The sequence below is a fragment of the Natronohydrobacter thiooxidans genome, from assembly GCF_001884735.1.
Lineage (GTDB): Bacteria > Pseudomonadota > Alphaproteobacteria > Rhodobacterales > Rhodobacteraceae > Roseinatronobacter > Roseinatronobacter thiooxidans_A.
The window spans coordinates 615,668-640,601 of sequence record NZ_MJAP01000003.1 but is presented as its reverse complement, the minus strand read 5'-3'; the positions used below and the strand labels follow the sequence as shown (position 1 = coordinate 640,601).

Annotated in this window: 25 protein-coding genes; 13 read left to right on the top strand and 12 right to left on the bottom strand. The window is 62.2% G+C overall.

What is annotated here, in order from left to right; translation table 11 throughout:
* Positions 1-8: 8 nt before the first annotated feature.
* From BG457_RS05575 to ligM, 9 genes are all read left to right on the top strand, one after another.
* Positions 9-737, top strand: a complete 729-nt coding sequence (locus tag BG457_RS05575; protein WP_071795977.1) for an ABC transporter ATP-binding protein — start codon at positions 9-11, stop codon at positions 735-737.
* Positions 718-1,425, top strand: coding sequence for an ABC transporter ATP-binding protein (locus tag BG457_RS05570; RefSeq protein WP_071795976.1), 708 nt, complete (start codon positions 718-720; stop codon positions 1,423-1,425). Before BG457_RS05575 ends, BG457_RS05570 begins: the two co-directional genes overlap by 20 nt.
* Complete coding sequence (locus tag BG457_RS05565; protein ID WP_071795975.1) at positions 1,422-2,294, top strand: branched-chain amino acid ABC transporter permease; 873 nt, start codon at positions 1,422-1,424, stop codon at positions 2,292-2,294. The genes BG457_RS05570 and BG457_RS05565 overlap by 4 nt, the downstream gene beginning before the upstream one ends.
* The gene (locus BG457_RS05560) at positions 2,291-3,238 is read left to right on the top strand and encodes a branched-chain amino acid ABC transporter permease (protein WP_071795974.1); all 948 of its coding nucleotides are present in this window, start codon (positions 2,291-2,293) and stop codon (positions 3,236-3,238) included. The genes BG457_RS05565 and BG457_RS05560 overlap by 4 nt, the downstream gene beginning before the upstream one ends.
* 461 nt (positions 3,239-3,699) lie before the next feature.
* On the top strand, positions 3,700-4,233 hold the full coding sequence (locus tag BG457_RS05555) for a MarR family winged helix-turn-helix transcriptional regulator (protein ID WP_071796083.1): 534 nt from the start codon (positions 3,700-3,702) through the stop codon (positions 4,231-4,233).
* Positions 4,234-4,418: 185 nt separating this feature from the next.
* A complete protein-coding gene (locus tag BG457_RS05550) occupies positions 4,419-5,384 on the top strand; it encodes an oxygenase MpaB family protein (protein WP_071795973.1) in 966 nt (321 codons plus the stop codon).
* A 36-nt stretch (positions 5,385-5,420) separates the two neighbouring features.
* On the top strand, positions 5,421-6,905 hold the full coding sequence (locus tag BG457_RS05545; protein ID WP_217649488.1) for an aldehyde dehydrogenase family protein: 1,485 nt from the start codon (positions 5,421-5,423) through the stop codon (positions 6,903-6,905).
* A gap of 145 nt (positions 6,906-7,050) precedes the next feature.
* Positions 7,051-7,980 (top strand): SphA family protein, encoded by a 930-nt coding sequence (locus tag BG457_RS05540; protein WP_139257555.1) that lies wholly within the window; start codon positions 7,051-7,053, stop codon positions 7,978-7,980.
* A 135-nt stretch (positions 7,981-8,115) separates the two neighbouring features.
* Entirely contained in the window at positions 8,116-9,519 is a 1,404-nt protein-coding gene (gene ligM / locus BG457_RS05535; protein WP_071795971.1) for a vanillate/3-O-methylgallate O-demethylase, read from the top strand.
* A 115-nt stretch (positions 9,520-9,634) separates the two neighbouring features.
* On the opposite strand, the gene BG457_RS05530 is transcribed toward ligM, so the two are convergent.
* The 7 genes from BG457_RS05530 to hmgA form a co-directional block, all read right to left on the bottom strand.
* Positions 9,635-10,489 (bottom strand): fumarylacetoacetate hydrolase family protein, encoded by an 855-nt coding sequence (locus tag BG457_RS05530; RefSeq protein WP_071795970.1) that lies wholly within the window; start codon positions 10,487-10,489, stop codon positions 9,635-9,637.
* An 11-nt stretch (positions 10,490-10,500) separates the two neighbouring features.
* Positions 10,501-11,337 (bottom strand): VOC family protein, encoded by an 837-nt coding sequence (locus BG457_RS05525; protein WP_071795968.1) that lies wholly within the window; start codon positions 11,335-11,337, stop codon positions 10,501-10,503.
* 154 nt (positions 11,338-11,491) lie between these two features.
* A complete protein-coding gene (locus tag BG457_RS05520; protein WP_071795966.1) occupies positions 11,492-11,692 on the bottom strand; it encodes a DUF2783 domain-containing protein in 201 nt (66 codons plus the stop codon).
* Positions 11,693-11,695: 3 nt separating this feature from the next.
* Positions 11,696-13,312 carry an FAD-dependent oxidoreductase gene (locus tag BG457_RS05515; RefSeq protein WP_071795964.1) on the bottom strand — a complete coding sequence of 539 codons (1,617 nt, stop codon included), beginning with the start codon at positions 13,310-13,312 and terminating at the stop codon, positions 11,696-11,698.
* A gap of 21 nt (positions 13,313-13,333) precedes the next feature.
* Positions 13,334-14,284, bottom strand: coding sequence for an MBL fold metallo-hydrolase (locus BG457_RS05510; protein ID WP_071795962.1), 951 nt, complete (start codon positions 14,282-14,284; stop codon positions 13,334-13,336).
* An 11-nt stretch (positions 14,285-14,295) separates the two neighbouring features.
* Complete coding sequence (fahA, locus tag BG457_RS05505; RefSeq protein WP_071795960.1) at positions 14,296-15,552, bottom strand: fumarylacetoacetase; 1,257 nt, start codon at positions 15,550-15,552, stop codon at positions 14,296-14,298.
* Positions 15,549-16,910: a homogentisate 1,2-dioxygenase gene (gene hmgA, locus BG457_RS05500; RefSeq protein WP_071796081.1), complete on the bottom strand. Its 1,362-nt coding sequence runs from the start codon at positions 16,908-16,910 to the stop codon at positions 15,549-15,551. The genes fahA and hmgA overlap by 4 nt, the downstream gene beginning before the upstream one ends.
* Positions 16,911-17,028: 118 nt before the next feature.
* On the opposite strand from hmgA, the gene maiA reads away from it, so the two are divergent.
* Both maiA and BG457_RS05490 read left to right on the top strand, forming a co-directional pair.
* A complete protein-coding gene (gene maiA, locus BG457_RS05495; protein WP_071796080.1) occupies positions 17,029-17,658 on the top strand; it encodes a maleylacetoacetate isomerase in 630 nt (209 codons plus the stop codon).
* A gap of 6 nt (positions 17,659-17,664) precedes the next feature.
* Positions 17,665-18,183, top strand: a complete 519-nt coding sequence (locus BG457_RS05490; protein ID WP_245770932.1) for a MarR family winged helix-turn-helix transcriptional regulator — start codon at positions 17,665-17,667, stop codon at positions 18,181-18,183.
* A gap of 1 nt (position 18,184) precedes the next feature.
* Here the strand turns inward: BG457_RS05490 and BG457_RS05485 are convergent, their stop codons facing one another.
* The 5 genes from BG457_RS05485 to BG457_RS19835 form a co-directional block, all read right to left on the bottom strand.
* Positions 18,185-18,622, bottom strand: a complete 438-nt coding sequence (locus BG457_RS05485) for a MarR family winged helix-turn-helix transcriptional regulator (RefSeq protein ID WP_071795957.1) — start codon at positions 18,620-18,622, stop codon at positions 18,185-18,187.
* Between the two features lie 216 nt (positions 18,623-18,838).
* Positions 18,839-20,191 carry an aminotransferase class III-fold pyridoxal phosphate-dependent enzyme gene (locus BG457_RS05480; RefSeq protein ID WP_071795956.1) on the bottom strand — a complete coding sequence of 451 codons (1,353 nt, stop codon included), beginning with the start codon at positions 20,189-20,191 and terminating at the stop codon, positions 18,839-18,841.
* A gap of 3 nt (positions 20,192-20,194) precedes the next feature.
* Positions 20,195-20,857, bottom strand: coding sequence for an HAD-IA family hydrolase (locus BG457_RS05475; RefSeq protein ID WP_071795955.1), 663 nt, complete (start codon positions 20,855-20,857; stop codon positions 20,195-20,197).
* Positions 20,842-22,323, bottom strand: coding sequence for an aldehyde dehydrogenase family protein (locus BG457_RS05470; RefSeq protein WP_071795954.1), 1,482 nt, complete (start codon positions 22,321-22,323; stop codon positions 20,842-20,844). Before BG457_RS05470 ends, BG457_RS05475 begins: the two co-directional genes overlap by 16 nt.
* A 102-nt stretch (positions 22,324-22,425) precedes the next feature.
* A complete protein-coding gene (locus BG457_RS19835; protein ID WP_139257554.1) occupies positions 22,426-23,361 on the bottom strand; it encodes an IclR family transcriptional regulator in 936 nt (311 codons plus the stop codon).
* On the opposite strand from BG457_RS19835, the gene BG457_RS05460 reads away from it, so the two are divergent.
* Both BG457_RS05460 and BG457_RS05455 read left to right on the top strand, forming a co-directional pair.
* Complete coding sequence (locus BG457_RS05460) at positions 23,339-24,274, top strand: tripartite tricarboxylate transporter substrate-binding protein (RefSeq protein WP_071795952.1); 936 nt, start codon at positions 23,339-23,341, stop codon at positions 24,272-24,274. The genes BG457_RS19835 and BG457_RS05460 overlap by 23 nt on opposite strands.
* Before the next feature lie 120 nt (positions 24,275-24,394).
* Complete coding sequence (locus BG457_RS05455) at positions 24,395-24,934, top strand: tripartite tricarboxylate transporter TctB family protein (protein ID WP_071796079.1); 540 nt, start codon at positions 24,395-24,397, stop codon at positions 24,932-24,934.

Sequence of the window (24,934 nt, the reverse complement as noted above, 5' to 3'; positions counted from 1 at the left end):
GCGCGACAATGCTTGAAGTTGCCGGGGTCTCGAAGCTCTATGCCAGACGCGCAGTGGTGCGCGAGGTCAGCCTGAAAGTGGCACCCGGCGAATGCCTGGGTGTCATCGGGCCCAATGGCGCGGGCAAAACCACGCTGTTCAACCTGCTCGACGGCACGGCGCGGCTGGACGGCGGGGCAATCTTGCTGGATGGCAACGATATCGGACGTCTTCCGCAGCACCGGCGCGCGCAAGCGGGGATCGGGCGGGCCTATCAGGTGCCGCGCCCCTTCTCGGGTCTCAGCGTTCATGAAAACGTCCTTGCCGGGGTGATGCACGGCCCGCGCCTGCATGGCGCTGCCGCGCGCGCACGGGTGGCTGAGATACTGGAGACCGTCGGCCTGAGCGACCGGCGCGCGACTCTGGCCGGTGCGCTGCCGCTGATGGACCGCAAGCGGTTGGAACTGGCCCGCGCGATCAGCGTCGGGTCGCGGGTGTTGCTGCTGGACGAAATCGCGGGCGGGCTGACCGAAGGCGAGGTGCTGCAACTGATCGAGGTGGTGAAACGGCTGAAACCGGGGCGCGCGGTCTTGTGGATCGAGCATATTGCCCATGCGCTGATGGCCGCCGCCGACCGGCTGGCCGTGCTGCATTTCGGGGAGTTGGTGGCCGAGGGCGCGCCGGAACCGGTGATGCACTCGGCATTGGTGCAGGAAATCTATCTGGGGATTGCGGTCGATGACGCTCTTGACAGTTGAGGGGCTCGATGTGTTCCACGGCGATTTGCAGGCGACATTCGGTGTCGATCTGCAGGTCGCGGCGGGCGAGGCAGTGGCGATCATCGGCGCCAACGGCGCAGGGAAATCCACCCTGCTGCGCGCCATTATCGGCCTGACCCCGGCGCGGCACGGCACGATCCGGCTGGAGGGCGAAGACATCACCCGGCTGTCCTGTGACATGATCGCGCGGCGCGGCATTGCTCTGGTGCCCGAGGGGCGACGGCTGTTCCCCTCGCTCACGGTCGAAGAGAATCTGCGTCTGGGCTCTGCGCGTGCCCGGCCCGGTCCCTGGAATCTGGAAGCGGCCTATGACCTGTTTCCCGCAATGACCGATTTTCGTCACCGCCCGGCTGGCATGTTGTCGGGCGGCCAGCAACAGATGGTCGCCATCGCCCGCGCCCTGATGATGAACCCGCGCTTGCTGCTTTGCGACGAGGTATCACTGGGTCTGGCCCCCGCGATCATCGGCGATATCTACGCCTGTTTCCGCCGCATCCGGGACAGTAGCGTGTCGCTGGTGCTGGTCGAGCAGGACATCCTGCGCGCCAGAGCGGCCTCGGACCGGGTCTATTGCCTGCTCAAGGGGCGGGTCACCTTGCAGGGCGCCTCGGGAGAGGTTGCGCTGGACGCGATCCGCGCGGCCTATTTCGGCGAGGCGGCGGCATGACCCTGCTTGCGGCTGTCCTGAACGGGCTGATGGTGGGCGGGCTTTACGGCCTGTTCGGACTGGGGCTGGCACTGGCCTTTGGCATCATGCGGGTGGTCAATATCGCGCATGGCGAATTCATCGTGCTGGGCGCTTTTCTGGGCGCAACGGTGCTGGCGGTGACGCCGCTGCCTCTGCCCGTGGTGGTTCTGGTAGTGGCCATCAGCGCCTTTGCCATGGGCTGGCTGATGCAGGCGACGATGCTGAACCGGCTGGTCGGCCCCAATCCGATCCCGGCGATGATCGCGACGATGGGGTTGTCGATCATCATCCGCAACGCGCTGGTGGCGGTCTACGGCAATAACATCCGCGCCATCGATATCGGCCCGGTGCAGAATCTGGGCATCGAGGTGGCGGGCGTCGCCCTGGGCGTGCTGCCGCTGGCGATCTTTGCGCTGTCGGTCGCGATGTTTCTGGCGGTGGGGCTGCTTCTGCGGCACTCCACCACCGGCCGCGCCTTCCGCGCCGCAGCGGATGATTTCGAGATCCTCGAAACGCTGGGCTTCAACCGCCGCCGCGTCTATGCGCTGGCGATGGGGCTGGCGGTGACGCTTGCTGCGGTTGCGGGCCTCTTGCTGGCTGTGCGCAGTTCCTTCACGCCGTTTTCGGGTATCGAACGGCTGCTGATTGCCTTTCAGGTGGTGATTATCGGCGGATTAGGGTCGCTGCGCGGGTCGTTTCTGGCCGGGCTGTTCCTGGGTGTGGTGCATGTCGTGGGCCTCAGCCTGAACCCGAATGTCGGGCCGTTGTTCGGGCATCTCGCCTTCATCCTGATCCTGATCCTGCGGCAGGCCGATTTGCCCGCCATTCTGACCCGGAGGGGCCGATGACCCGCTTACGCGACCTTTTACCCGGTGCTGCGCTGCTGCTGGCGCTGACCATGGGGATGATCTGGCTTCCCTCCGACACAAGGCTGCCGATGGAGATCCTGCTGGTCTTTGCCATGGCGCAGGCATGGAACCTGCTATGCGGCTATGCCGGGCTTTTGTCCTTTGGCCATCAGGCTTTTGTCGGTCTGGGCGGCTATGCGCTGTTCCTGACCGTGAATACCAGCGGCCTGCCGCTGGCCGCCGCGCTGGGGGCCAGTGTGTTGGTGGGGGTGCTGGCGGCGGCGGTGATGGCGCTCTTGTTGCGCAATCTGCGCGACGCCTATTTCTCGATCGGTATCTGGGTGCTCGCCGAGGTGATCCGTCTGTCCTTCGGCCAATGGCCGCTGGTCGGATCGTCGCGCGGGATGATGCTGGACGCCAGCCGCCTTGATCTCGCGAGTTTCGCCGAGATGGTGTTCTGGCTGGCTCTCGCTCTGGCACTCGCCACTCAGATTGCCGTCTTTGCCCTGCTGCGCAGTCGCTTTGGTCTGGGCCTGATGGCAACGCGCGACAATGATGTCGCGGCGGCCAGCATCGGGGTCGATGCCCGCGCCAGCCGCTTCGTGGCCTTTGTGTTCTCGGCGGTGGTCTGTGCGCTGGCGGGGGGGATCTATTACCTCTCGGTTCTTTATATCGATCCGACCGGCGCCTTTGATCTGGACTGGCAGATCCGCATCCTGTTCATCGTCATCATCGGCGGCGTCGGCACGCTGGAAGGGCCGATTCTGGGCACGCTGATCTATTTCGCCCTGCGCGAGCTGTTTCAGGGGCAGGGGGAAATGTTCCTGATCACGCAGGGAGCCCTTGCGCTGGCGGTCATGCTGATCGCGCCGCGCGGTATCTGGGGCTGGGTGCAGGACCGCACCGGCTGGCAGATATTTCCGACACGCTGGCGGGTCGGCTGAGGCGATCCCTTGACCGCGCAGCTGCCCCATGACTTCTGAACGGCTTGCTCCGGCGGGCAGGACCAGCCATATGTTGAACGCCTGTGCTGCTTTCACCCCATTCGCGGAGATGGCGCGGAAAGGCCGGGAAACCATTCACCTGATCCGCTGATCGGGCATCTGCGCGCCTCTTCGGTTATCGCGGAGGGCGGTTCTGCATTTTGTCGGTTCAGGCGGCGTCCCTGATCAACATCCCTCCGATCCGTTTGATGCGCTCTTAGGCGGGGCCTCAGTGAAGTCTGCGTGGTTGGGCGCGATGGCCGAGGAACAAACGCTTCTTCATCCCCTTCCGGGTGTCGAATTGACAGTGAGCATACTTTTGCCCCAGATGTCTGGCAAAGACCGTCAACAACGGCATTGGACTCTTCCTGCCCCACAAGAGTATGACGTTGATGGTGCCCAAGGAGAGACGGAAAGCGGATATGGCGTTCTGGGAAAATGACTCGGCCCCGGCGGGGGCCCCGACAATCAGCGACATGTATCGATCGCCGGGACACCTGATTCGACGGTGCCAGCAGATTTCAGTCTCGCTCTTTGCTGACGAACTGGGCGAATTCGATCTGACGCCCATCCAGTACGCGGCCCTTCTGGCGATCCGGGACGAGCCGGATATCGATCAGCGCAGCCTGAGCCGTATCATTGCCATCGACCGCTCGACCGTGGGGACGGTATTGAAGACCCTTGAAAAGAAGGGGTTGATTGTGCGCGAGATCCCCGATGACAACCAGCGCATCAAGACCGCCCGTGTGACCGATGCAAGCATCGAGCTTCTTGATGGGACTTTTGCCGCCGTGTCCAGGGTTCAGCGCCGCTTGCTTGAGCCACTGTCGCCGGAAGAGCAGACGATATTCCTTGAACTGCTCTCGAAGCTGGTGGATCTCAACAACACCGCCAGCCGCGCTCCGCTCGATCTGAGCAAACGCAAGGAGTTGGGCGGCGGACAGCCCTCGACCTGAACCATTTACCCGCGCTGTGACTGCCGCGTTCGCAGATTTCTGCGACGCGTTTAATTACGCATATCTTGCGAATATTTTTGACAGTATGCGTTCGAATCGCTATAAACCGTCAGAATACTGTCGATAATGGCAATCCGGTTCCGATGCGACTCGCGCTTGGACACTGGACAGACGGGAGGGATCAGATGGTTGACATGTCAGGTCGCAAATGGATTGCGCGTGAGATAGAAAAGCTTGATCCATACACGGATTATGCAGAGATCATCCGGCTCGCTGCGACCTACAGGTCGAATGATGCGTTTATGGATCTGATCTATTCGGTGACGTTCCCAAATTTCATCACCGGCAATCATGGGTCGCGCTCCATCGTTCGAAACGGCAAAGGCAAGGTTGTGCGCCATATGGAACGGCGCATGGATGACACCTCGCGGCATATCCTGATCTGGACGGAGTACGGCCCGGACCACGAGTATACGAAACGCTCCATCGACTCGCTCAATCAACTGCACAAGTTCTGGTCCAAGCATTACCCCGAAGGCTTCGAGCCAGTGGAAGATTGGCAATATGTGATCGCCTATGAGGTCACGCTGTTCCACCGCCTGCTGCGACGGGTCGGCGCGAAGGGATTCTCCGAGAAGGAGAAAATCGCCTCCTATGAGTTCTACAAGCGCATCGCACCGCAATTCCGTCGGGTGCTGACCGACGAACCCATCCCGATCACGTTCCAGAACTTCGATGACTGTATGGAGTTCGTCGAGCGCTACGAGAACACCCGGCGCGCCGAAAACCCCGACAAGCATCTGGTCCAGAAATATGTAATCGACGCTTTCGCGACGCGGAACTTTCCGCGTTTCCTTCAGCCTGCCATGCGCCAGTTGATCTATGCGCTGATGCCCGAGGGCACGATGAAGAACTGGCGGATCAGGCAGAACCCGATCGCGCGTTTTCTGGCGCGCCGGGCATTCCGTGCCTTTCTGTGGATCGGTGAAAACATCGCGCCGGACCCCAAGATCTCGCATCCCGAAAGGATCCGGCAGCGCGATGGCCTGACCGAGGAGGAATATGTCGCTCAGGTCGCGCGGGGCATGAAATCGCAGCCGACACCGGAAAGCGACCGGATTGATGACACCGCAGCGATTCCTGCTGCCTAGGGAAATCCAAGCAAGAAACTCTGGGAGGAGACCAAGATGCTCGACTGGGCGAAACATACTGACACGACAACCTGGGAAATGCTGATTGATGGCGAATGGAAAGGCGCGACCGACGGCAGGACATTCGAGACACGCAATCCCGCCACGGGCGAAGTGATCGCACTGATCCCCGATGCGTCACAGGCCGATATCGACGCGGCCATCGCTGCCGCATCCGCCGCACAGCCCGGATGGGAGGCGACACCGATCGCCGCCAAACAGGCGATGTTCATGAAGGCCGCCGCGCTTTTTGAAGAGCGCAAGGAGATGTTCGCCCAGGCGCTGATGGAGGAGACCGGCTCGGGTTTTGGCAAGTCGATGTTCGAAGTTTCGCTGATCGCGCCTTACATGCTTGAGGCTGCAGCGCTGACCACCCGGGAAACGGGTGAAATCTATCCCAGCCATGTGCCGGGCAAGATCAACCGCATCGTGCGCAGACCCTGCGGCGTTGTGGGTGCAATCTCACCCTGGAATTTCCCTGTGCTCCTGTCGTTCCGCGCCTATGCGCTGGCCATCGCGCTTGGCAACACTGCCGTGCTGAAGCCTTCGGAAAACAGCCCGCTCGTCGGCGGGCTGATGCTGGGCAAGCTCTTCAACGATGCAGGCTTCCCGCCAGGTGTCTTCAACGTGATCACCACTTCGCGCGACGGCGCGGCCATGGTCGGTGATACTTTCGTTGCCGACAAGCGCATCGGCGCCATCAGCTTTACCGGCTCGACCAAGGTTGGCAGAATGCTCGCAACCGCGGCGGCGGCTGTCTTCAAACCCACGATGATGGAACTGGGCGGCAAGAACGCCTCGATCATCCTTGAAGATGCGGATGTGGCCCGGGCCGTCGATCTGACTTTCATGGGGGCTTTCCTGCATCAGGGCCAGATCTGCATGTCGACGGACAAGGTTTTCGTCCACCGCTCGCTTTACGACGAGTACCTGCAAAAACTGGTGGCCAAGGTCGGTTTCATCCCGCCCACCGCGCCGCAAGAGCATACCTGTGTTGTCGGCCCGCTCATCAACACGGGCCAGCTGCGTCGGCTGGAAAAGATTGTCAACGATGCGGTCGCGGGCGGGGCGACGGTTCATTGTGGCGGGGCCGCAGAAGACCCGTATTACCTGCCGACCGTCCTGACGGGCGTGACCCGCGACATGGATGCCTGGAAGGAAGAATTCTTTGGCCCCGTGATCAGTGTCTTCCCCTTCGATACCGAAGAAGAAGCGCTGGAAATGGCAAATGACAGTGAGTACGGTCTGACCGGTTCGATCATTACAGGCAATACATTGCGCGGTGAATTGCTGGCCGAACGCTATGAGGCCGGCATGATCCATGTGAATGACTCAACGGTCCATGACGATCCGCATTGCCCGTTCTCAGGTCATGGTGCCTCGGGCGGCAGCGGCAAATGGGGGCCAAAAGGCGCGATAGAGGCTTTCACCAAGCAGCGCTGGATCTCGACGCAACGCGTGCCGCACCAACTTCCATTCTGACATTCCTGCCCCGGGCCTGATCCGGCCCGGGGCACTGTATTGCTGAACATAGCAAACGCCGCGTCTGCGGCGCAGGCGGATGTGTGCCTGTCGAACCCTGGGCAACTGTACCGGGGGCGACCATGACCAACTAGGAGACGAATAAGTGATCAATTCCATCAATAAAATAAAGAGGTTGGCGTGCGCGCTCTGCCTGCTTTCGGCAGCAGGTTCTCCCGCTATGGCGGTCGAGCCGAACGCGCCCTTTGCCATGCCCGGCGGTGCCACAATCGGCATTCCGGTCGGCGCGAACCCGCCTCCCGGCCACTACCTCAGTTTCAGGTCGCAGTTTTCGCGCGGCAATGTCGTGGACAACAGTGGAAATGCAATTCCGGTGTCGCCGGATATCAATTCGCTGTTTCTCAGCTATTCGTATGTCCCCGGGATTGAGATACTGGGTGGGACCTATCGCTTTTCAGCCGGTATTCCGCTTCTGTTCAATAGCCAGACTGCCTTTGGCCTGAAAACCACGGCCAAAGGCATCGGCGACATCACCATTTCGCCGATCAACGTTTCGTGGGTTCTGTCGCCGGGGATATTCGCGTCGGCAGGCATGTCCTTCAGCTTGGCGACAGGGAGCTTCAAACCCGATGGGGTCTCGATGAACCTCGGCTCTGGCAAGAATTCCGCGTCGCTTTTGTTTGGGCTCAGCTATCTGCGCGACGGCTGGAACCTGAGTACCGGATCTGCCCTTACAGTCTATGCCGAGAACCCGAAAACGCGCTACAGGAGCGGCGCAGAGCTATTGATAGACGTCACGGCGATGAAGGCGGTCAGCGACAGCTTCAGCATTGGCCCCGTCGGATACTGGCGCAAACAGATCAGCGACGATGCCAATAATGGTACTGTTCTGCTTGGCGGAGGAACGCTTGATCGGGCCGAGCAACTGGGCATTGGAATCGGTGTTGAGAAGCGGTTTGGCCGAGGTTCCCTGAATGTGAATCTCATCAAGAACCTCAGAACCCGCAACACATATGACGCCCCCGTGCTGGCTGTGAACTACTCAATCCCGATTGGTGGCCAGCGGCCCCGATAACCTGTTCCCCGCGGATGCGCGGGGACCATTCCACCTGATAGAGCAATGGAAATGCCCAAAGCTCGTCACTCCGCCCAAAATGCTCGGACCGGTAGAACATCGGTCGGGAAAGCGTCTCATTTTCGGAAGAACGACATGACTGAATCAAACCTCGAAGCCTTGCTGAATGCGCGCGGAAACCCCGTGACCATGCTACGCAATTCACCTACCGACGCTTTTGTCTATCCGGTGGTCGCCACCGAGTTCAGCAACTGGCGGGATGAACAATATGCATGGCGCCACAATGTCGTGCTCTTCGATCAGTCGCATCACATGTGCGACCTGATGGTGGAAGGACCGGACGCTGCGCAGTTGCTTTGCGGCCTTGCTGTCAACAGCTTCGCCGGGTTCAGGCCGGGCAAGGCCAAGCAGTTTGTCGCCTGTAGTCCCTCGGGACATGTGATCGGCGACAACATCATGTTCTATCTCGCCGAGAACCAGATTCTGCTCGTAGGCCGCGCGCCCTCGATCAACTGGGTCGAGTATCGTGCCCAGATCAGCGGGCTCAACGTGACCACGCGCAAGGACATGTCCTCGCCCAATCGTCCCAATGGCCATCCGGTGCTGCGCGAGCGGTATCGATATCAGATTCAGGGGCCCTTTGCCCCGCTACTGCTGGAAAAGCTGAATGGCGGGCCGATACAGGAGATCAAGTTTTTCAATCTTGGTCACTTCAGGATCGACGGGCAGGAGGTCCATGCCCTGCGCCATGGTATGGGCGGAGTTCCCGGTCTGGAATTTTGGGGGCCCTATGAGGACCGGGACCGGATCAAGGCGATCATCATGGAGGCTGGCGAGGAATTCGGCATCCGGGCGGTGGGAAGCCGGGCCTATTCGACCAGCGCGGTCGAATCGGGGTGGATCCCGTCACCCTTGCCAGCGATCTATACGGATCCCGAATTGCAGGGCTATCGCGAATGGTTGCCTGCCACCGGCTATGAGGCGACCGCGCCCATCGGCGGCAGCTTTGTCTCGGACAATATCGAGGATTACTACGTCACGCCTTACCAGATCGGTTATGGGCCTTTCGTAAAGTTCGATCACGACTTCGTCGGTCGCAAAGCACTTGAGGCGATTGCCGAAGCTCCGCAGCGTCGCAAGGTGTCGCTGGTCTGGAACGCAGAGGATGTTGGCAGGGTCCAGAACTCGCTGCTGCGCCCCACGGGGCCAAACTACAAGTATATCGAGATGCCGCTCGCCAATTATGCGGCGTCGAACTACGACCGGGTCGAGCGGCACGGTCGGCTTGTCGGTTTCTCGATGTTCTCGGGCTATCTTTTCAACGAACGCAGCTTCGTGTCATTGGCGACGGTCGATGGCGATCTTGAGGAGGGTGACGAGGTGGTCATCACCTGGGGCGAAGAAAATGGCGGCACGGCCAAGTCCACGGTGGAGATGCATACACAGACCACCATCCGCGCCACGGTCGGCCCCGTGCCGATCTCGAAACTGGCGCGCGAAGATTATGCAAGCGGCTGGCGCAACAGGGCAGCCGGTTAATCCCGGTCACAAGTAACCGGCCGCGCGGATCGTCCGCGCGGCCGGTTATTTATCTTCTGCCAGGATGCTGACAAAGGCAGCCTGGGCCAAGCGCGCCCACCTATATCTGCGCCGTTCAGAGAATCTCTTTGACCACGGGGTTGCGCAGGAGTCCCAAGGGGCCGATCTCGACCTCGACCACATCACCTTCGCGCATGTAGACCGGCGGCTCTCGCTTGTCACCAACGCCGCCAGGGGTCCCGGTGATGATCACGTCGCCGGGCGACAGCGGCGTGTAGCTGGAAATGTATTCGATGAGCGAGGGGAGCGGAAAGATCAGGTCGGACAGTTTCGCATCCTGCATCACCTCGCCATTCAAACGGGTCTGGATGGGGAAGGCCGTGTAATCCGGCACCTCGTCGGCGGTCAGCATATAGGGGCCGAACGCGCCGGTGCCGGGAAAGGTCTTGCCGGGGCCGAACTGGTGGGTATGGCGCTGCCAGTCGCGCACTGAGCCATCGTTGTAGCAGGCATAACCCGCGACATGATCCATCGCGTCAGCTTCCTTGATATAGCGCCCGCCCCGCCCGATGATGACCGCCATCTCGCCTTCGTAATCCAACCGGTCCGACACCGCCGGCACGATCATCGGCTGCCCGTGGGCGACCTGACTGTCCGCATAGCGCGCGAACATTGTCGGCTGCCTGTTGTCCGGCCGCCCGGTTTCCTTGCGGTGGGCCTCATAGTTGAGCCCGACGCACTGGATCTTGCCCGGGTCCGGAATGACGGGCAGCAGAGTGACGTCCGACATCTTCAGAGCGGGTCTGGATGCCGCAACCAGCGTCGCCGCCCGGTCCATCGCATCGGCCTCCAGCAACCGTTTGATCGAGGTGATTTCCGGCGCGATCTTGCTGGTGAGGTCGATGATTCCATCCTCGGTCAGGGCCCCGAATTCGATGCGGCCGACACGGGTGAAGCTTATGAGTTTCATGGATTTTCCTCCTATGAACGCAGGATTGCCTTACCCCATTTGTTGAGGCTGCGAGGTTCTTGCGGCCAGTCCATCACCTCGCGGTCATATATGGTTTCCAGCTCGCCTGATATCTCGATCCAGTTGCCGTCCGGATCGTCATAGAACACGAACAGGTTGTTGCCCGGCCCGTGACGACCCGGGCCCCAGCTGACCAGATTGCCATTGGCAGCGAAGCGGTCGCAGAACAGTTTGATGTTCTCAAACGTCCCGGCCTCGTAGGAGTGATGATCGACGCCGGTCCGGTCGGATTTGAACGCCGCAATCGTGTGGTGCTCGTGGTTGGTGGTGGTGAATATGGTCGCCGGGTCGCCATCGGGATGCAGCACGCGATCGGCGAGGAAGAAGCCCAGCTTGTCGACATAGAAATCCTTGAACCCCGGCAGATCCTGGGTCGCGAAGGTCAGGTGCTGCGTCGGCGCGTGCAGACCGGGCCGCGCAGCCCGATACGACACAGTCTGCGCCTTCGCCATGCCAAAGCAGATCAGGTGCCCGTCATTGTCGCGCAGGGCAAAGGCCTTGTCGTCAAAATAGGGCGAGGGGCTGTCCAGAATGTCGATCCCATGCGACAGCGCACGCGCGCGCATGGCGTCCACGACATCCTGAGTGCGGCAGGCCAGCCCGGCATAGGCAAGTTTCTTGTCGGTTCCCTTCACCGCCACAAGACGCCGCATCGGACCTTCGGCGCGAAACTCGGTATCCGAGATGCGTATGACGTCCATATCCATGTTCTTGGAATAGAATGTCGCGAGCCGTTCAGGCTGCGCGCTCTCAAAAGCGACATGGTGCAAGAACGCACCTGACTGCATCGGGTTTGAGGACACTTTATTCTCCATTTTTGACAGTATACTGATGATTACTATCCTAATCGTACTGCCAGAGCAAATCCAAACTTGACCGGGGTGTCTGTTTGAACGGGAGCGGAGAAAGGATGGGCGCATCTCGGATCAGAAAATACCCTGATCACCCCTGCGCGGATTCCGGATCTCTGGCCAATCGCAGGGCTTCGGCCAGCACGGCATCGTTTCCGATATGGTTCATCAGGATCAGGATCAGCCGGGCGTTCAGCGCGTGGCTTCCGGCCTCGCTGAGGCCCTCATGAGTGGCGATCAGCGCGGCATAGGTCTCGTCCGGTTTTGTCAGGTTTGGTGTGGTAATCAGCATGGGTCAGCCCTTTCCGATGGCACGGGCAAGCGCGGCCGCGACAGCGCTTTCGTCGAAACTCTCCCAGCGGGCGGCGACATGCTGGTCCGGGCGGATCAGATAAACGGCCCGGCGCGCCTCTCCCAGATAACGGGCTGTCAGCTCTGGCGTGGCGTCCAGCGCGAGGCGCGGCACGCGCACGCCATGAGCCGCAAGGCATTCCGGCGCGTCAGTATTGATCGCCATCAGCACGAAGCCGCGCCCAAGCCGCCGCAGCAGCCAACCGTCCGCGACCGGCGCATCCGGGCAGGGGCTGCCGGGGCGCGTCCGGGCAGGCATCGCGGGATGATCGTCCCCGTTCAGCACCGAGCCGTCATAGGTGCAGGGCACCGACAGGCGGCCTGAGTTCACCACGCTCCGCGCGAAGGGCAGATGTTCGGCCAGTTCCAGCACCGCGTTGCGGAACAGTTTCGACACCGGCGATTTCGGCGTGATGAAATCCGTCGCCCGGGTCGAGTTCAGGATATTCTCATCTGCGCCATGGACCCGCTCAACGTCATAGCTGTCCAGCAGCGTCTCGGGCGCGGTGCCGTCCAGCACAAGCGCCAGTTTCCAAGCCAGGTTGTCCACGTCCTGAATGCCGGAATTCGCGCCCCGCGCGCCGAAGGGGCTGACCTGATGGGCAGAATCACCTGCAAACAGCACTCGGCCGTGGCGGAACTTGTCCATCCGGCGGCACTGGAACGTGTAGATCGAGCACCAGTCCAACTCATATTCGACATCCGGTCCCAGCATTGCATCGACACGGGCGCGGATATTGGCTGGCTCCAACTCCTTGGCGCGGTCGATATCCCAGCCCAGCTGAAAGTCGATGCGCCAGATGTCGTCGGGCTGTTTGTGCAGCAGGGCAGAATCGCCCGACTTGAAATGCGGCTCGAACCAGAACCAGCGCTCGGTCGGGAAATCGGCCTTCATCTTCACATCGGCGATCAGGAAATTATCCTCGAAGACCCGCCCGTCAAAGGCAAGCCCCAGCATCCCGCGCAAGGGGCTGCGCGCCCCGTCGCAGGCGATCAGCCAGTCGGCCTGAAGCTGGTAGGGGCCGTCCGGGGTCATGATATCCAGCGCCACATGATCCGTGGCCGGGGTCACCGCATCAACCCGGTTGCGCCCGCGCAGCTCGATCGGGGCGCCTTCGGCCTGCGCCTGCACGATGGCGTCATGCAGGAATTTCTCGAACCAGGGTTGCTGCAGGTTGATGAAGGCGGGGAAGGCATGGCCGGTTTCGGGCAGCAGGTCAAATGCATAAAGCAGCCGGTCGTCATGAAAGACCTTGCCGAGATTCCACTGCACGCCCTTGTCCAGCATCGGCCCCGCCGCGCCCAGTCGGTCGCAGATTTCAAGCGTCCGCTTGGAGAAACACAGCGCCCGGCTGCCAAGGCCCGCGCCCTCATGGTCGTCGAGCAGCACGACCGGCACGCCCCGGCGGCCCAGATCCAGCGCGGTGGCAAGGCCGATGGGCCCGCCGCCCACGACCACGACCTTGTGGCGCACCGGGCTGGCGGCGTCCTGATCGGGCGATTTCGCATAGGGGTACAGGCGGAACGCCAATGCATAGCGTTCCGGAACAAGGTCTTTCATGTTGTCCTCCCTGAACGGTTCTCAGCCCTGAAGCGCCGCCCACATCTCCAGATCGCGGGCGGCGGTCCAGATGCGGGGATGGCTGATGCCGCGCGCCTCGTCATAGGCGCGCGCGACGTTGAAGGGCAGGCAATGTTCGTAGATTGCGTAGTCCTTGAACTTCGGGTCGCATTCCGCGCGACAGGCGTCCCATGCCTCTTTCAGCGAGCCATTGCGGGCGGCAACGCGGGCAACGGGTTTATAGGTCGAGTCCACGAAATCCTTGGTGCGGTCCAGCGCGCCGTTCACCGCAGCGCGACCCACGACCGCATCGCCCCGGCCCGGCGCGATGGCGTCCAGATCATAGGCGCGGATCGCTTCCAGCGTGTTGCCCCAATCGGCGAAATGCCCGTCACCGCAATAGCAGGCCGAATGCGCCTCGACGATATCGCCGGTGAACATCACGTTCTGATCGGGGACATGCACCACCGCATCCCCCGCCGTATGGGCGCGGCCCAGTTGCAGGATATCGACCCGGCGCTTGCCCAGCCAGACGGACATCTTGCCGTTGAAGGTGGTGGTCGGCCAGGTCAGGCCGGGGATGCTCTCATGGCCCTGAAACAGGCGTGGAAAGCGCTGGAATTCGCTGTCCCAGTCTTCCTGCCCGCGCTCGGCCACCATATTGCGCGCGACCTCTGACATGATGATCTGGCTAGCGTTGAAGGCGCTGGCCCCCAGCACGCGGACGGCGTGGTAATGGGTCAGCACGACATGGCTGATCGGCTTGTCGGTGACGCCCCGGATACAGTCGATGACCTTTTGCGCCAGTCGCGGGGTTGCCTGTGCCTCGACCACCATCACCGACTCATCCCCGATGATGACGCCGGAATTGGGATCGCCCTCTGCGGTGAAAGCATAAAGCCCATCACCCACTTCGGTAAAGCTGATCGTCTTTTCCGCCATATCGCCCTGCGATGCGAAAGCCTTTGCCATTGGTTCAGTCCTTATCTTGCATAGGGGTCGGCCAATGCGGGGATCACCTTGCCCACGCAGTCGCCGAAGCCGATTGTATAGCCCTCGCCCCGGCATTGGCCGCGCAAGACAAGGGTGTCATTGTCCTGAATGAAGCTGCGGCTGCCGCCTGCGATCTCAAAGGGTTCCTTGCCGCCCCAGCTGAGTTCCAGAAGGCTGCCGCGATTGCCCTTTTCCGGGCCAGAGATCGTGCCCGACCCCAGCAGATCACCCACATTCATCGCGCAGCCCGAGGTGGTGTGATGCGCCAGTTGCTGCGCGGCCGAATAGTACATCTCGGCGTAATTGGTGCGCGAGATCACGGTCTCGGTTCCGCCCTCGGGCGTGAGCCCGACCTCCAGCGCGATGTCATAGAGCATCGGGCCGGGTTCCGCGAGATATGGCAGAAGCGGCTTTTCCCGGGCCGGGGACGGGGTGCGGAACGGCTCCAGCGCCGCGCGCGTCACGATCCAGGGGCTGATCGTGGTGGCCGTCGCCTTGGACTGGAAGGGCCCGAGCGGCTGGTATTCCCAGGCCTGAATGTCGCGGGCCGACCAGTCGTTCAGCAGGACATAGCCGAAGATCATCGCATCGGCTTCAGTCACAGTGACTGGCCCTTCCGAAGGCTGGCCCACTACCGCGCCCATCTCCAGTTCGATATCGAACCGGGCCGAGGGCGCAAAACGCGGCGCGGCATCATCCGGGCCTTTGAGCTGCCCCCATGGACGGCGCACATCGGTGCCTGACACCACGACCGAAGACGCCCGGCCGTTATAGCCGATGGGAATATGAAGCCAGTTCGGCGGCAGGGCATTTTCTGGCCCCCGGAACATGGTGCCGACATTGAAGGCGTGATGCCGCCCGGCGTAGAAATCGGTGTATTCGCTGACCAGAAAGGGCATGTGCAGCGTCACATCGGCCAGCGGCACGAGGAAAGGCGTGACGGCTTCCCGGTCCCCCGAGCCTTCTGCCAACAGGGCGGTCAACCGCGCGCGCAGGGCGGCCCAGATCTCTGGTCCGGCCTCCATGAGATCGTTCCAGAAGGGCACGTCCAGAAGCGGGCCGCCGGTCAGCGACAGAAGTCCCTTCTCTTCCAGCCCCGCCACATCCAGCACGAAATCCCCGATGGCCACGCCGCAGCGCGGGTCCGTGTCGGCTGTCGAGAACACCCCGCAGGGCAGGTTGTTCAACGGGAAGGGGCAATCGGGCGCATTGGCGCTTTCCACCCATGAGCGGATCAATCCAGTCATTTCACCCCCGGCGTGCCGTCAAATTTCTTCTCAAGGCTGCCCCAACAGTCGATATAATCCTCCTGCATATGACCCGCCGTCGCAGCCCATGGGGTCAGTTGCTGCGGGAAGCGGGTTTCGAACATGAAGCTCATCGTATCGGCCTGAAACACCGGCACCATGGGTTCGTTCGAGCCATGCTCGAACGCCCCCTTGTCGGGCCCGTGCGGCAACATGCAATTATGCAGCGACATGCCGCCGGGCACAAAGCCCTGGGGCTTGGCGTCGTATATGCCATAGATATTGCCCATCATCTCGGACATGACATTCTTGTGGTACCATGGCGGGCGGAAGGTGTTTTCGGCCACCATCCAGCGTTCGCGGAACAGCACGAAATCGATATTCGCCGTCCCCTCGATCCCCGAGGGTGCCGTCAGCACGGTAAAGATCGACGGATCGGGATGATCGAACAGCACCGCGCCGACCGGGCAATAGGTCCGCAGGTCATATTTGCAGGGCGCATAATTGCCGTGCCAGGCCACCACGTCCAGCGGCGAATGGCCGATCTTCGTTTCATGGAACTGGCCGCACCATTTGACAGTGACGGTCGAGGGGGTTTCGCGATCCTCGAATGCCGCGACCGGCGTCTTGAAATCGCGGCGGTTGGCCATGCAATTGGCTCCGATCGGGCCGCGGCCCGGCAGCTCGAACTTCTGCCCGTAATTCTCGCAGACAAAGCCGCGGGCGGGGCCTTCCAGCACCTCGACACGGTAAACCAGCCCGCGCGGCAGAATGGCGATTTCGCGCGGTTCCAGATCGATGATGCCCAGCTCGGTGCAGAACCGCAGACGGCCTTCCTGCGGCACGACCAGAAGTTCGCCATCCGCCGAGAAGAAGTATTCGTCCTGCATCGAGGTGTTGACCAGATACATATGGCTGGCCATGCCGGTCTGCGTATTGACATCCCCGGCTGTGGACATGGTGCGCATGCCGGTGATCCAGGTCAGATCCTCGCCCGGAACGGCGACCGGATCCCAGCGGTACTGGCCCAGGCTGACGATATCAGGGTCGATGCAGGGCGCGGATTTCCAATGCGGCACTTCGATCTTGGTGAACCGGTGGGTGTGTTTGACCGAGGGGCGGATCCGGTAGCACCAGGTCCGTTCATTCTGGTGGCTGGGGGCGGTAAAGGCCGTTCCCGAAAGCTGTTCGCCATAAAGCCCGTAATTGCACTTCTGCGGCGAGTTCATCCCCTGCGGCAGGGCACCCGGCAGCGCCTCGGTTTCAAAGTCATTGCCGAAACCGGGCATATAGCCCTCATGCGGCCCCGCGATTGACGCCGCACGGATCATGCCCTCGGGCAAGGAATGAGTGGTCATACGCTCCTCCAGGATGATGGGATGCAGCTCCAGTGAGTCCGCCTTGTTCTCCGCGTTTATAGTTGCATATGCAACGATGTCAAGATAAAGTTGCAAATGTAACGATATGGAGCGCGCGATGGCTGATGCTGTGCTGTATGACTACTGGCGATCATCTGCAGCCTATCGGGTGCGAATCGCATTGAACCTTTTGGGGCTGGACTACCGGTCGGTGGCCGTCGATCTGGTGGCCGGGGAGCAGCGCAGCGCCGACAATCTCGCGCGAAATCCGCAGGGGTTGGTGCCGGTGCTGGAGATCGACGGCGCAAGCCTCACCCAGTCGCTGGCGATCCTTGAATATCTGAACGAGACCCGGTCCGCAGGCTGGCTGCCGAAGGATGCTGGCGCACGGGCAATGGTCCGTGCCATGGCCTATGCGGTTGCGGTTGATATCCACCCCGTCTGCAATCTGCGCGTGGCCCGCCACGCCGTCAGCCTTGGCGCCACGATGGAAGGCTGGATGCAGCACTTCATCGCTCTGGGCCTTGAGGGGCTGGAAGGCCTGTTGCAGCGGCACGGGGATGGGCAATTCTGCTTTGGCGATAGCGTCACTCTGGCCGATATCTGCCTTGTGCCGCAAATCTACAATGCGCATCGCTGGGGGGTTGACCTGAGCCCCGTCCCGCGCGTTGCGGCCATCGCCGAAGCCCTTGGCCAGCTGCCTGCCTTTGTCGCCGCCCACCCCGACCGGTTCAAGCCTGAGGGGTGACTTGTCTTGGGCGGCTGTGCCATAGTGCCGCCAGCAAATGACCAGGGCACCCTGCCGACGATGACTGACCCGACACGCCGCTTCGATCTTGATGAGTTTCTGCCTTATCTGCTGAATCAGGCGGCCGAGGCGACGTCGCATGAATTCCAGTCCGTCTACCGGGATCGCTACGGCTTTACCCGGACCCAGTGGCGGGTCTTGGCGAATCTGGGCAAGTTCGGCGCGATGACCGCGCGCGACATCTGCGCCATCAGCCATATCGAGAAGACCAAGGTCAGCCGCGCCGTCGCCGCGCTGGAGCAGGCCGGGATGCTGTCGCGGACGCCCAGCACGACCGACCGCCGGGCGGAAGTGCTGGCCCTGACGCCGAAGGGCCACACGGTCTTTGCCGAGCTTGGTAAACTGGCCCAAGGGTTTGACCAACACCTGCGCGATGCCTTGGGGCAGAACGAGGCTGCGAAGCTGGTGTCGATCCTGCGGCAGCTGGCCAAGGGGGGGGCGGGCCTTCGCCAAAAGGGCGACTGACCTAAGACCCGTCCGCAACGCTTTCGGTGGCCCGATGCAGCGCGGCCAATCCACGTTCCAGAGCCAGGCGGTCCTCGCGGCTCATGCGCTGCAAAACGGCCTCCGATCGTTGATCGACCAGAGCGCGCACTTCGGCGAAGACCTCGCGCCCCTTCGCGGTGCAGGAGTAAAGCCACAGGCGGCGATCCGTTTCCAGGGGCTTTCGCGCGATCAGACCTTTCTTGATCAACCGGTCTGCGGCGCGGCTGACCTGCACCTTGTCCAGTGAAGTGTTGCGACCAAGCTCCAGAGAGGTCTCGACCTCGACACTGGCCAACAGGTACAGAAGCCGCCATTCATCGCGCCCCAGACCAAAGCGCCGCTGATAGACATCGACCATCAGCCGTGAAAACGCGGCAGAGGTGACGGCAAGCCGGTAGGGGAAGAAGTCCTTGAGCATGCGATGATCCCGTTTTGCACAGAGTACACTGGTTGCACCTGCAACGAATTGACTTGAATCAAACCGGCAAGCCCCCCGAAGATCGCTCAGATCCACCCCGGTACCTGTCGCTGAAAGATACCTCTTGCTGCAAATCGCGATGGTCGCACACGGACCCGATGCATGAAAAAACCGCCCCATGGATCAGGGGCGGGTCTTTCGCTTTTGCAATCCGGATCAGAGAGCGGTGAACCCCGCCTCCAGCGCCGACAGGATCCTCTCCGCATCCGCCTCTGACAGGACCAGCGGCGGCGACAGGATGATGTTGTTGCCCGACACCCGGACCATCACCCCCGCCTCATAGGTCGCGCGATGCACGCGGGCGATGGTCTTCTTGTCGATGGGCGTCTTGGCCGCGCGGTCAGAGACCAGTTCCAGCGCGCACATCAGCCCATGCCCGCCGCGCACGTCGCCGATCACCTCATGCCGCGCCATCAGGGCCTGCAGCCCGGCGAAAAGCTGATCCCCGCGCGCGCGTGCGTTGAGGTGGACCTGAAGCCGCTCGGTTTCCCTCAGGCAGGCAATCGCCGCCGCCGCCCCGACCGGATGGCCGGAATAGGTATAGCCCGACCCGATGGCCCCTTTCCCGCTGGTGTCCTTTTCGAACACTTCCGCCACGCCTTCCGCCACCATGACGACGCCGAAGGGGAAATAGCCGTTGGTGATCGCCTTGGCGGAAACAAGCAGGTCTGGCTGTACCCCCCAATGCCGCGAACCTGTCGGGCTGCCGGTGCGTCCGAAAGCGGTGATCACCTCATCGGCGATCAGCAGGATGCCATACTTGGAACATAGCGCGCGCACCCCCGGCATGAAGCTGGCATGCGGCGGGATGACCCCACCCGCGCCCAGCACCGGCTCCATGATGAAAGCGGCGATGGTGGAAGGATCCTGAAACCTGATCTCGTCCTCAATGGCCGCCAGACACAGCTGCGCCAGTCGCTCGGGATCGGTCTCGTTGAAGGGGTTGCGATAGGTATAGGGCGCGGGCGTGTGGAAGCAGCCCGGCATCAGCGGCTCATACTGGGTGCGGAAATTGGCATTGCCGTTGACCGAGGCCCCCAGCGTATGCGTGCCGTGATAGCCCTTCTTCAGGCTCAGAAACTTGACGCGGCCGCCTTCGCCCCGGATCTTGTGATACTGCCGCGCCAGCCGCAGCGCGACCTCTACCCCGTCCGATCCGCCAGAGGTGTAGAAGGCGCGGCTCAGCCCGTCGGGGGCGAAGAAGGCGGCCAGCATCTCTGCCAGCTCGATCACATTGTCATTCGTCGTGCCGCGGAAGATCGAGTAATAGGGCAGCCGGTTCAGCTGCGCCGAAATGGCGTCCTTCACGGGCTGGCAGGAATAGCCAAGGTTGACATTCCACAGCCCGCCCACCGCATCGATGGTGCGACGACCGTCAATGTCGATGATCTCCACCCCCTCGGCCTCGACAATGATGTCGGGCGGGTTGGCCAGACTTTCCGCCGGATGCGCCATCGGGTGCCACAGCCGACGTGCATTGTTTTCCTTGAGGAAATTTGAGTCCTTCATCGGTCAGGCTCCTTGGGCAAGCAGGGTGAGGGCGCGGGCATAGCTGTCGGCGGGTCGGGTGACATCGAAATGCACATGCGGCATGCCGACCTCTGCCGCGCCGCGCAGGTTCTTGGCCTGATCATCGACAAAGACGCAGGCCCCGGCGGGCAGGCTCAGCCCATCGGTCACAAGGGCAAAAGCGCGCGGGTCCGGCTTCAGGATGCCGGTATAGGTGGCATCGATGATCAGGTCGAAATCGGCAAGGAAGGGCAGTTTGCTGCGGAAATCCTTACCGTAGAACAGGTCAAGCTCATTCGACAGGATCGCCAGCCGGTGCCCCGCAGCCTTGGCCTGCGCGATGGCGTCCAGCGCCTCGGCGCGGATCACCGCCGCAGGGTCCGCGCCCCGGACACGGGCAACGAACTGGGGAAACGCGGTCCAGACCTCGCCCACCAGCGCAGCCGTGTCCCGCATCCTGAGCGCCCAGTAGTCGCGTTCCGACATCTCGCCCGCCTGCATCGCGCGCCAGGGCGCATCGCTTTCCGGGGCGAACGGCCCGCGCCAGGTCAGCGTTCCGGGCGCAAGGCCAAGCGCGGCCTCTGACAGATCATGCGTCTCGAACAGGGTTTTCGAGATCACGCCCCCGAAATCCAGCACCAGCGCGCGACTCACAGTTTCACCCATGCGGTTTTCAGGTCGAGATACTTGTCGAAAGCATGCAGCGATTTGTCATGCCCGTTGCCCGATTGCTTGACCCCGCCCAAAGGCACCGTCAGATCAGAGCCGCCATAGGTGTTCACATGCACCAGCCCCGCGCGGATCTTGCGCACCATCCGATGCGCCCGCGACAGGTTCGCGGTCCAGACCGCCGCCGCCAGCCCGTAAACCGTGTCATTGGCCAGTGCCACGGCCTCGGCCTCGGTGTCAAAGTGGGTGACGGTGACGACCGGACCAAAGACCTCTTCGCGGAAAACGCGGTCCTGCGGGGTGGCATCGGCCACGATGGCGGGGGCCATGTAATAGCCGCCGGTTTCCTCCAGAATGCGCGTGCCACCGATCACCTTGCGGCCATTCGCGCGCGCCTCTTCGACGAAGGCAAGGTTCTGCTTCAGTTGCCGTTCGGAATTGACGGCGCCTGCCTGCGTGGCAATGTCCAGCGGATTGCCCACCCTGATCGCGGCGGCATGGGCAGCCAGCTTCTCGACAAAGGCTGTATGAATGCTGCGCTCGACCAGAATCCGCGACCCGGCGATGCAGACCTGACCCGAGTTGCGGAAAATCCCATGGGCCGCGACCTTGGCGGCCTCGTCCAGATCGGGCGCATCGGCAAAGACGATGTTCGGCGATTTGCCACCAAGCTCCAGATAGACGCGCTTGAGGTTCGAGCGCGCCGAGGCTTCCAAGAGCCGCCGCCCGGTCGCCCCCGATCCGGTGAAGACCAGCACATCGACATCCATCGATTCGGCAATCGCCGCGCCCACAACCGCACCTTCGCCGGTGACGACGTTGAAAACGCCGGGGGGCAGTCCGGCCTCCAGCCCCAGTTGCGCCAGCCGCACAAGGGTCAGCGACGCGGTTTCCGCCGGTTTCAGCACCATGGTACAGCCAGCGGCCAGCGCGGGCGCGATCTTCCAGGCGCCGATCATCAGCGGGAAGTTCCACGGCACGATGGCGCCCACCACACCCGCCGGTTCGCGATGGACAAGACCAAGGAAGGCCGGATCGGTCGGCGCAACCTCGCCATGCAGCTTGTCGATGGCCTCGGCATAATATCGGATCGCCGCCGCTGCCGACAATGGTTCGGCCTTCAGCGCCATGCCGATCTCGGTGCCATTCTCGCGCACGCCCAGAACGGCAATCTCCAGCGCATTGGCCTCGATCAGCCCGGCCCATTTCAGCAGGATCTTCTTGCGCGCGTTCGGGGGCAGATCTGCCCAGCGACCGTCATCAAAGGCCCGGCGCGCGGCGGCGATGGCGGCATCGGTGTCAGCCGCCGTGCCCCGGGCACAGGTCGTCAGCCGCGCCCCGTCGATGGGCGAGACGACCGCCATCATCTGCCCGTCCGAGGCCGGGACCGACTGGCCGTCGATCAGGTGCTGGAAAGGCTCCAGCCGTGTTTCAGCAAGTGCGGTTATCTGATTCTGATCCATATCGGTTCATTATATACACCATCGGTTCTAATAATAATGCGCGAACAAACCCGACGGGTCAACAGGCCATTTCCGGCACGTGGCGCGAAGACTGGCCGTCGATCAGTCTGGCCTGTATCGGGATGCCGCGGTCCTGAATGCGGCTGGCGGACGGCCTCCAAGGGAATAGTTCAGCTTTTCCGCCTCACGGAACAGGGCTGCGATCACCTGTTGGCGCAGGTCATTCGTCATCCGGTGCGCAGGCGTGGCGACTGCGATCGCGCCAGTCACGGCGCCATCGGAATCGAAGACCGGCATGGCTATGCCATAAACATCGTCCTCATTGGTCTGATCCGATTCGGCGTAGCCGGTCAGCGCCACCTCCTGCAGGCGCGCGCGCAATATGCTGGGGTCCGTGATGGTGCGCGATGTCTTGGCAGCCAGCGGCTCTCCCAGGAGGCGATCAACGAGTTCTGGCTTGGAAAACGCCATGACGACCAGTCCCGAGGCCGTGCTGTGCATCGGTAGGATTTCGCCGGCCAGAAGCGAAACCCGGCTGCCACGGTTGCTTTCGCTGACCCCGATGGTTGCCAGCGCATGGCCGGAAATCAGCGAGGCATGGGCCGTCTCACCAAGCTCGGCAGACAACATCTCCAAGACCTGCTGGAAGATCGACGTCACCGGAAATGCCGTTTCGCGCACGCGCGCAAGTCGCAACACACCAGCGCCAAGCCGGTAAAGCCTTGCATCTCCGCGCTTTTCCAGCAGTCCATAGTCGCACATGACCCCCAGCATCCGGTGGACGGTTGCCTTGTCCACGCCAGAGCGGCGCGCAAGTTCCGACAATCCGATCTCGGGCTCTGCCTCTGAGAAGTAGTCAAGTAGTGACAGGGCTTTAGCGACAGTGCTCGACATTGTTCTTTCCCGGTTGCTGTGACGGCCAGATGCCGCGCCGATCAATTTTCGTTGACGAAAGGCGACTCTCTGGTCTATGTTAAACCACTGGTGATAATAATGAACCAACGGGAGATCGTCAATGCCGAATTCAAAACTGGTCATGCTCGCCGCGGCAGCCCTGGGTCTTGGCGGCCCGGCGCTGGCCGAATACCCGGATCGTCCGGTCAGTTTCGTTGTTCCCTTCCCGCCGGGCGATCTTGAGGATGTCCTGACCCGCATGATCGCCGAGGATTTTCAGGCCAGGTACGGGGTTGCCGCAGCCGTGCTCAACCGACCCTCCGAGGGTGGCCCCTTCCCCGGTGCCGCCGAAGTCGCCGCTGCCCCGGCGGATGGCTATACCATCGGCTCTTTTGTCGTGGATGTTCCCGTGGTCGGCCCCGAGGTCGGCGTCCCCGGCCTGAACCCCGACCCGTTCGAGCCGCTGGGCATCTTCCTGACCTATCCTTTCGTGCTCGCGACCGGGGCTGACCAGCCCTTCTCCACCATGGAGGAACTGGCCGCGCATTCGCAATCCAACCCGCAACTTCTGGGCCATTTCGGTGCCTTCCTTCTGCCCACGCAGGCCAGCTTTGCCGCCGCGAAAGAGCTCGGCTTCGAATGGGGCGGCGAAGCCTCTTCGGGCGCACTGGACTGCAACTCGCTGGCATCGGGCGATTTTGACGTGATCAATACCACCATCCAGCAGTTGCTGCCTTGCATCGACAGCGTGAAGATCCTTGCGGCAGTCACCGAAGGCCCGATCTCGGTGGTGCCGGAGGCGCCGACACTTGCCTCGGTCGTCCCGGACCTGAACATTTCGCTGTGGAACGGTCTGTTCGTGCACAAGGACACCCCGGCCGACGTGCGCGAGAAGATCATCGCATCGGCGCAGGAGACCTTGGAATCGGCGCGCGCGCAGGAACTGGCGGCGCAGACGGGGGCCATCGTCTACTGGATGGATGCCGAAGACGCGAAGGCCCGGATCGCCTCGGATATTGCGGTGTCGGCGCACATCGCCGCGATGCTTGGCGAGTAAGGCCCGCAATCCTTTCTCCGCTCCCTGTTGCGGCCGGGAGCAGAGAGCCTGCCGATGCCCGCAGTCCGGCGGGCTTCGGCCCGGTGAACGCTTTGTCTGAAGCCTATGGAGACTGGCCAGATGCATCAGCAAGACGAGGATCATCCGCATGTCTTCCCCGAAAGCCGCAAGCCGGGAGAGATCCTGTTCGTAACGATCAGCATGACGATCGCGCTTTTGCTGCTGGCGGCCATCCCGTGGCAGACCACCTGGCTGCCGGGCAAGGGGCTGGCCGCGCAGCCGCGGCTCTGGCCTGCCCTGTCGCTGGGGGGGATCGTGCTGTTCGGCCTGCTGAACGCCATGTCCCGCGTTCGCGTCACCCGCACCCCGGGCCGCTGGCAGGAGGCGGGGGTCTGGCTGCGGTCGCTGGAGTTCATCGGCTGGTACATGCTTTATGTGCTGGTGATCCCGGTGATCGGCTATCTGATCGCGACGCTGGCCTTCTGCACGGGCCTTGCCCTGCGCATGGGCTATCGGGGCCGGACCGTCTGGATCGCGGCAGGGTTCGGCCTGTTCGTCGTGCTGTTCTTCAAATCCGGCATGAATGTGAAGATCCCCTCCGGCGCGATCTATGACCATGCGCCAGGATCGCTTCGCTATATCCTGATGCGCTATTTCTGA

What these genes read in the sequence shown, in the direction of transcription:
- BG457_RS05575 (WP_071795977.1), top strand. Translation starts at nt 9, where the DNA reads ATGCTTGAAGTTGCCGGGGTCTCGAAGCTCTATGCCAGACGCGCAGTG.
- BG457_RS05570 (WP_071795976.1), top strand. Translation starts at nt 718, where the DNA reads ATGACGCTCTTGACAGTTGAGGGGCTCGATGTGTTCCACGGCGATTTG.
- BG457_RS05565 (WP_071795975.1), top strand. Translation starts at nt 1,422, where the DNA reads ATGACCCTGCTTGCGGCTGTCCTGAACGGGCTGATGGTGGGCGGGCTT.
- BG457_RS05560 (WP_071795974.1), top strand. Translation starts at nt 2,291, where the DNA reads ATGACCCGCTTACGCGACCTTTTACCCGGTGCTGCGCTGCTGCTGGCG.
- BG457_RS05555 (WP_071796083.1), top strand. Translation starts at nt 3,700, where the DNA reads ATGGCGTTCTGGGAAAATGACTCGGCCCCGGCGGGGGCCCCGACAATC.
- BG457_RS05550 (WP_071795973.1), top strand. Translation starts at nt 4,419, where the DNA reads ATGGTTGACATGTCAGGTCGCAAATGGATTGCGCGTGAGATAGAAAAG.
- BG457_RS05545 (WP_217649488.1), top strand. Translation starts at nt 5,421, where the DNA reads ATGCTCGACTGGGCGAAACATACTGACACGACAACCTGGGAAATGCTG.
- ligM (WP_071795971.1), top strand. Translation starts at nt 8,116, where the DNA reads ATGACTGAATCAAACCTCGAAGCCTTGCTGAATGCGCGCGGAAACCCC.
- BG457_RS05530 (WP_071795970.1), bottom strand. Translation starts at nt 10,489, where the DNA reads ATGAAACTCATAAGCTTCACCCGTGTCGGCCGCATCGAATTCGGGGCC.
- BG457_RS05525 (WP_071795968.1), bottom strand. Translation starts at nt 11,337, where the DNA reads ATGCAGTCAGGTGCGTTCTTGCACCATGTCGCTTTTGAGAGCGCGCAG.
- BG457_RS05520 (WP_071795966.1), bottom strand. Translation starts at nt 11,692, where the DNA reads ATGCTGATTACCACACCAAACCTGACAAAACCGGACGAGACCTATGCC.
- BG457_RS05515 (WP_071795964.1), bottom strand. Translation starts at nt 13,312, where the DNA reads ATGAAAGACCTTGTTCCGGAACGCTATGCATTGGCGTTCCGCCTGTAC.
- BG457_RS05510 (WP_071795962.1), bottom strand. Translation starts at nt 14,284, where the DNA reads ATGGCAAAGGCTTTCGCATCGCAGGGCGATATGGCGGAAAAGACGATC.
- fahA (WP_071795960.1), bottom strand. Translation starts at nt 15,552, where the DNA reads ATGACTGGATTGATCCGCTCATGGGTGGAAAGCGCCAATGCGCCCGAT.
- hmgA (WP_071796081.1), bottom strand. Translation starts at nt 16,910, where the DNA reads ATGACCACTCATTCCTTGCCCGAGGGCATGATCCGTGCGGCGTCAATC.
- maiA (WP_071796080.1), top strand. Translation starts at nt 17,029, where the DNA reads ATGGCTGATGCTGTGCTGTATGACTACTGGCGATCATCTGCAGCCTAT.
- BG457_RS05485 (WP_071795957.1), bottom strand. Translation starts at nt 18,622, where the DNA reads ATGCTCAAGGACTTCTTCCCCTACCGGCTTGCCGTCACCTCTGCCGCG.
- BG457_RS05480 (WP_071795956.1), bottom strand. Translation starts at nt 20,191, where the DNA reads ATGAAGGACTCAAATTTCCTCAAGGAAAACAATGCACGTCGGCTGTGG.
- BG457_RS05475 (WP_071795955.1), bottom strand. Translation starts at nt 20,857, where the DNA reads ATGGGTGAAACTGTGAGTCGCGCGCTGGTGCTGGATTTCGGGGGCGTG.
- BG457_RS05470 (WP_071795954.1), bottom strand. Translation starts at nt 22,323, where the DNA reads ATGGATCAGAATCAGATAACCGCACTTGCTGAAACACGGCTGGAGCCT.
- BG457_RS05460 (WP_071795952.1), top strand. Translation starts at nt 23,339, where the DNA reads ATGCCGAATTCAAAACTGGTCATGCTCGCCGCGGCAGCCCTGGGTCTT.
- BG457_RS19835 (WP_139257554.1), bottom strand. Translation starts at nt 23,361, where the DNA reads ATGACCAGTTTTGAATTCGGCATTGACGATCTCCCGTTGGTTCATTAT.
- BG457_RS05455 (WP_071796079.1), top strand. Translation starts at nt 24,395, where the DNA reads ATGCATCAGCAAGACGAGGATCATCCGCATGTCTTCCCCGAAAGCCGC.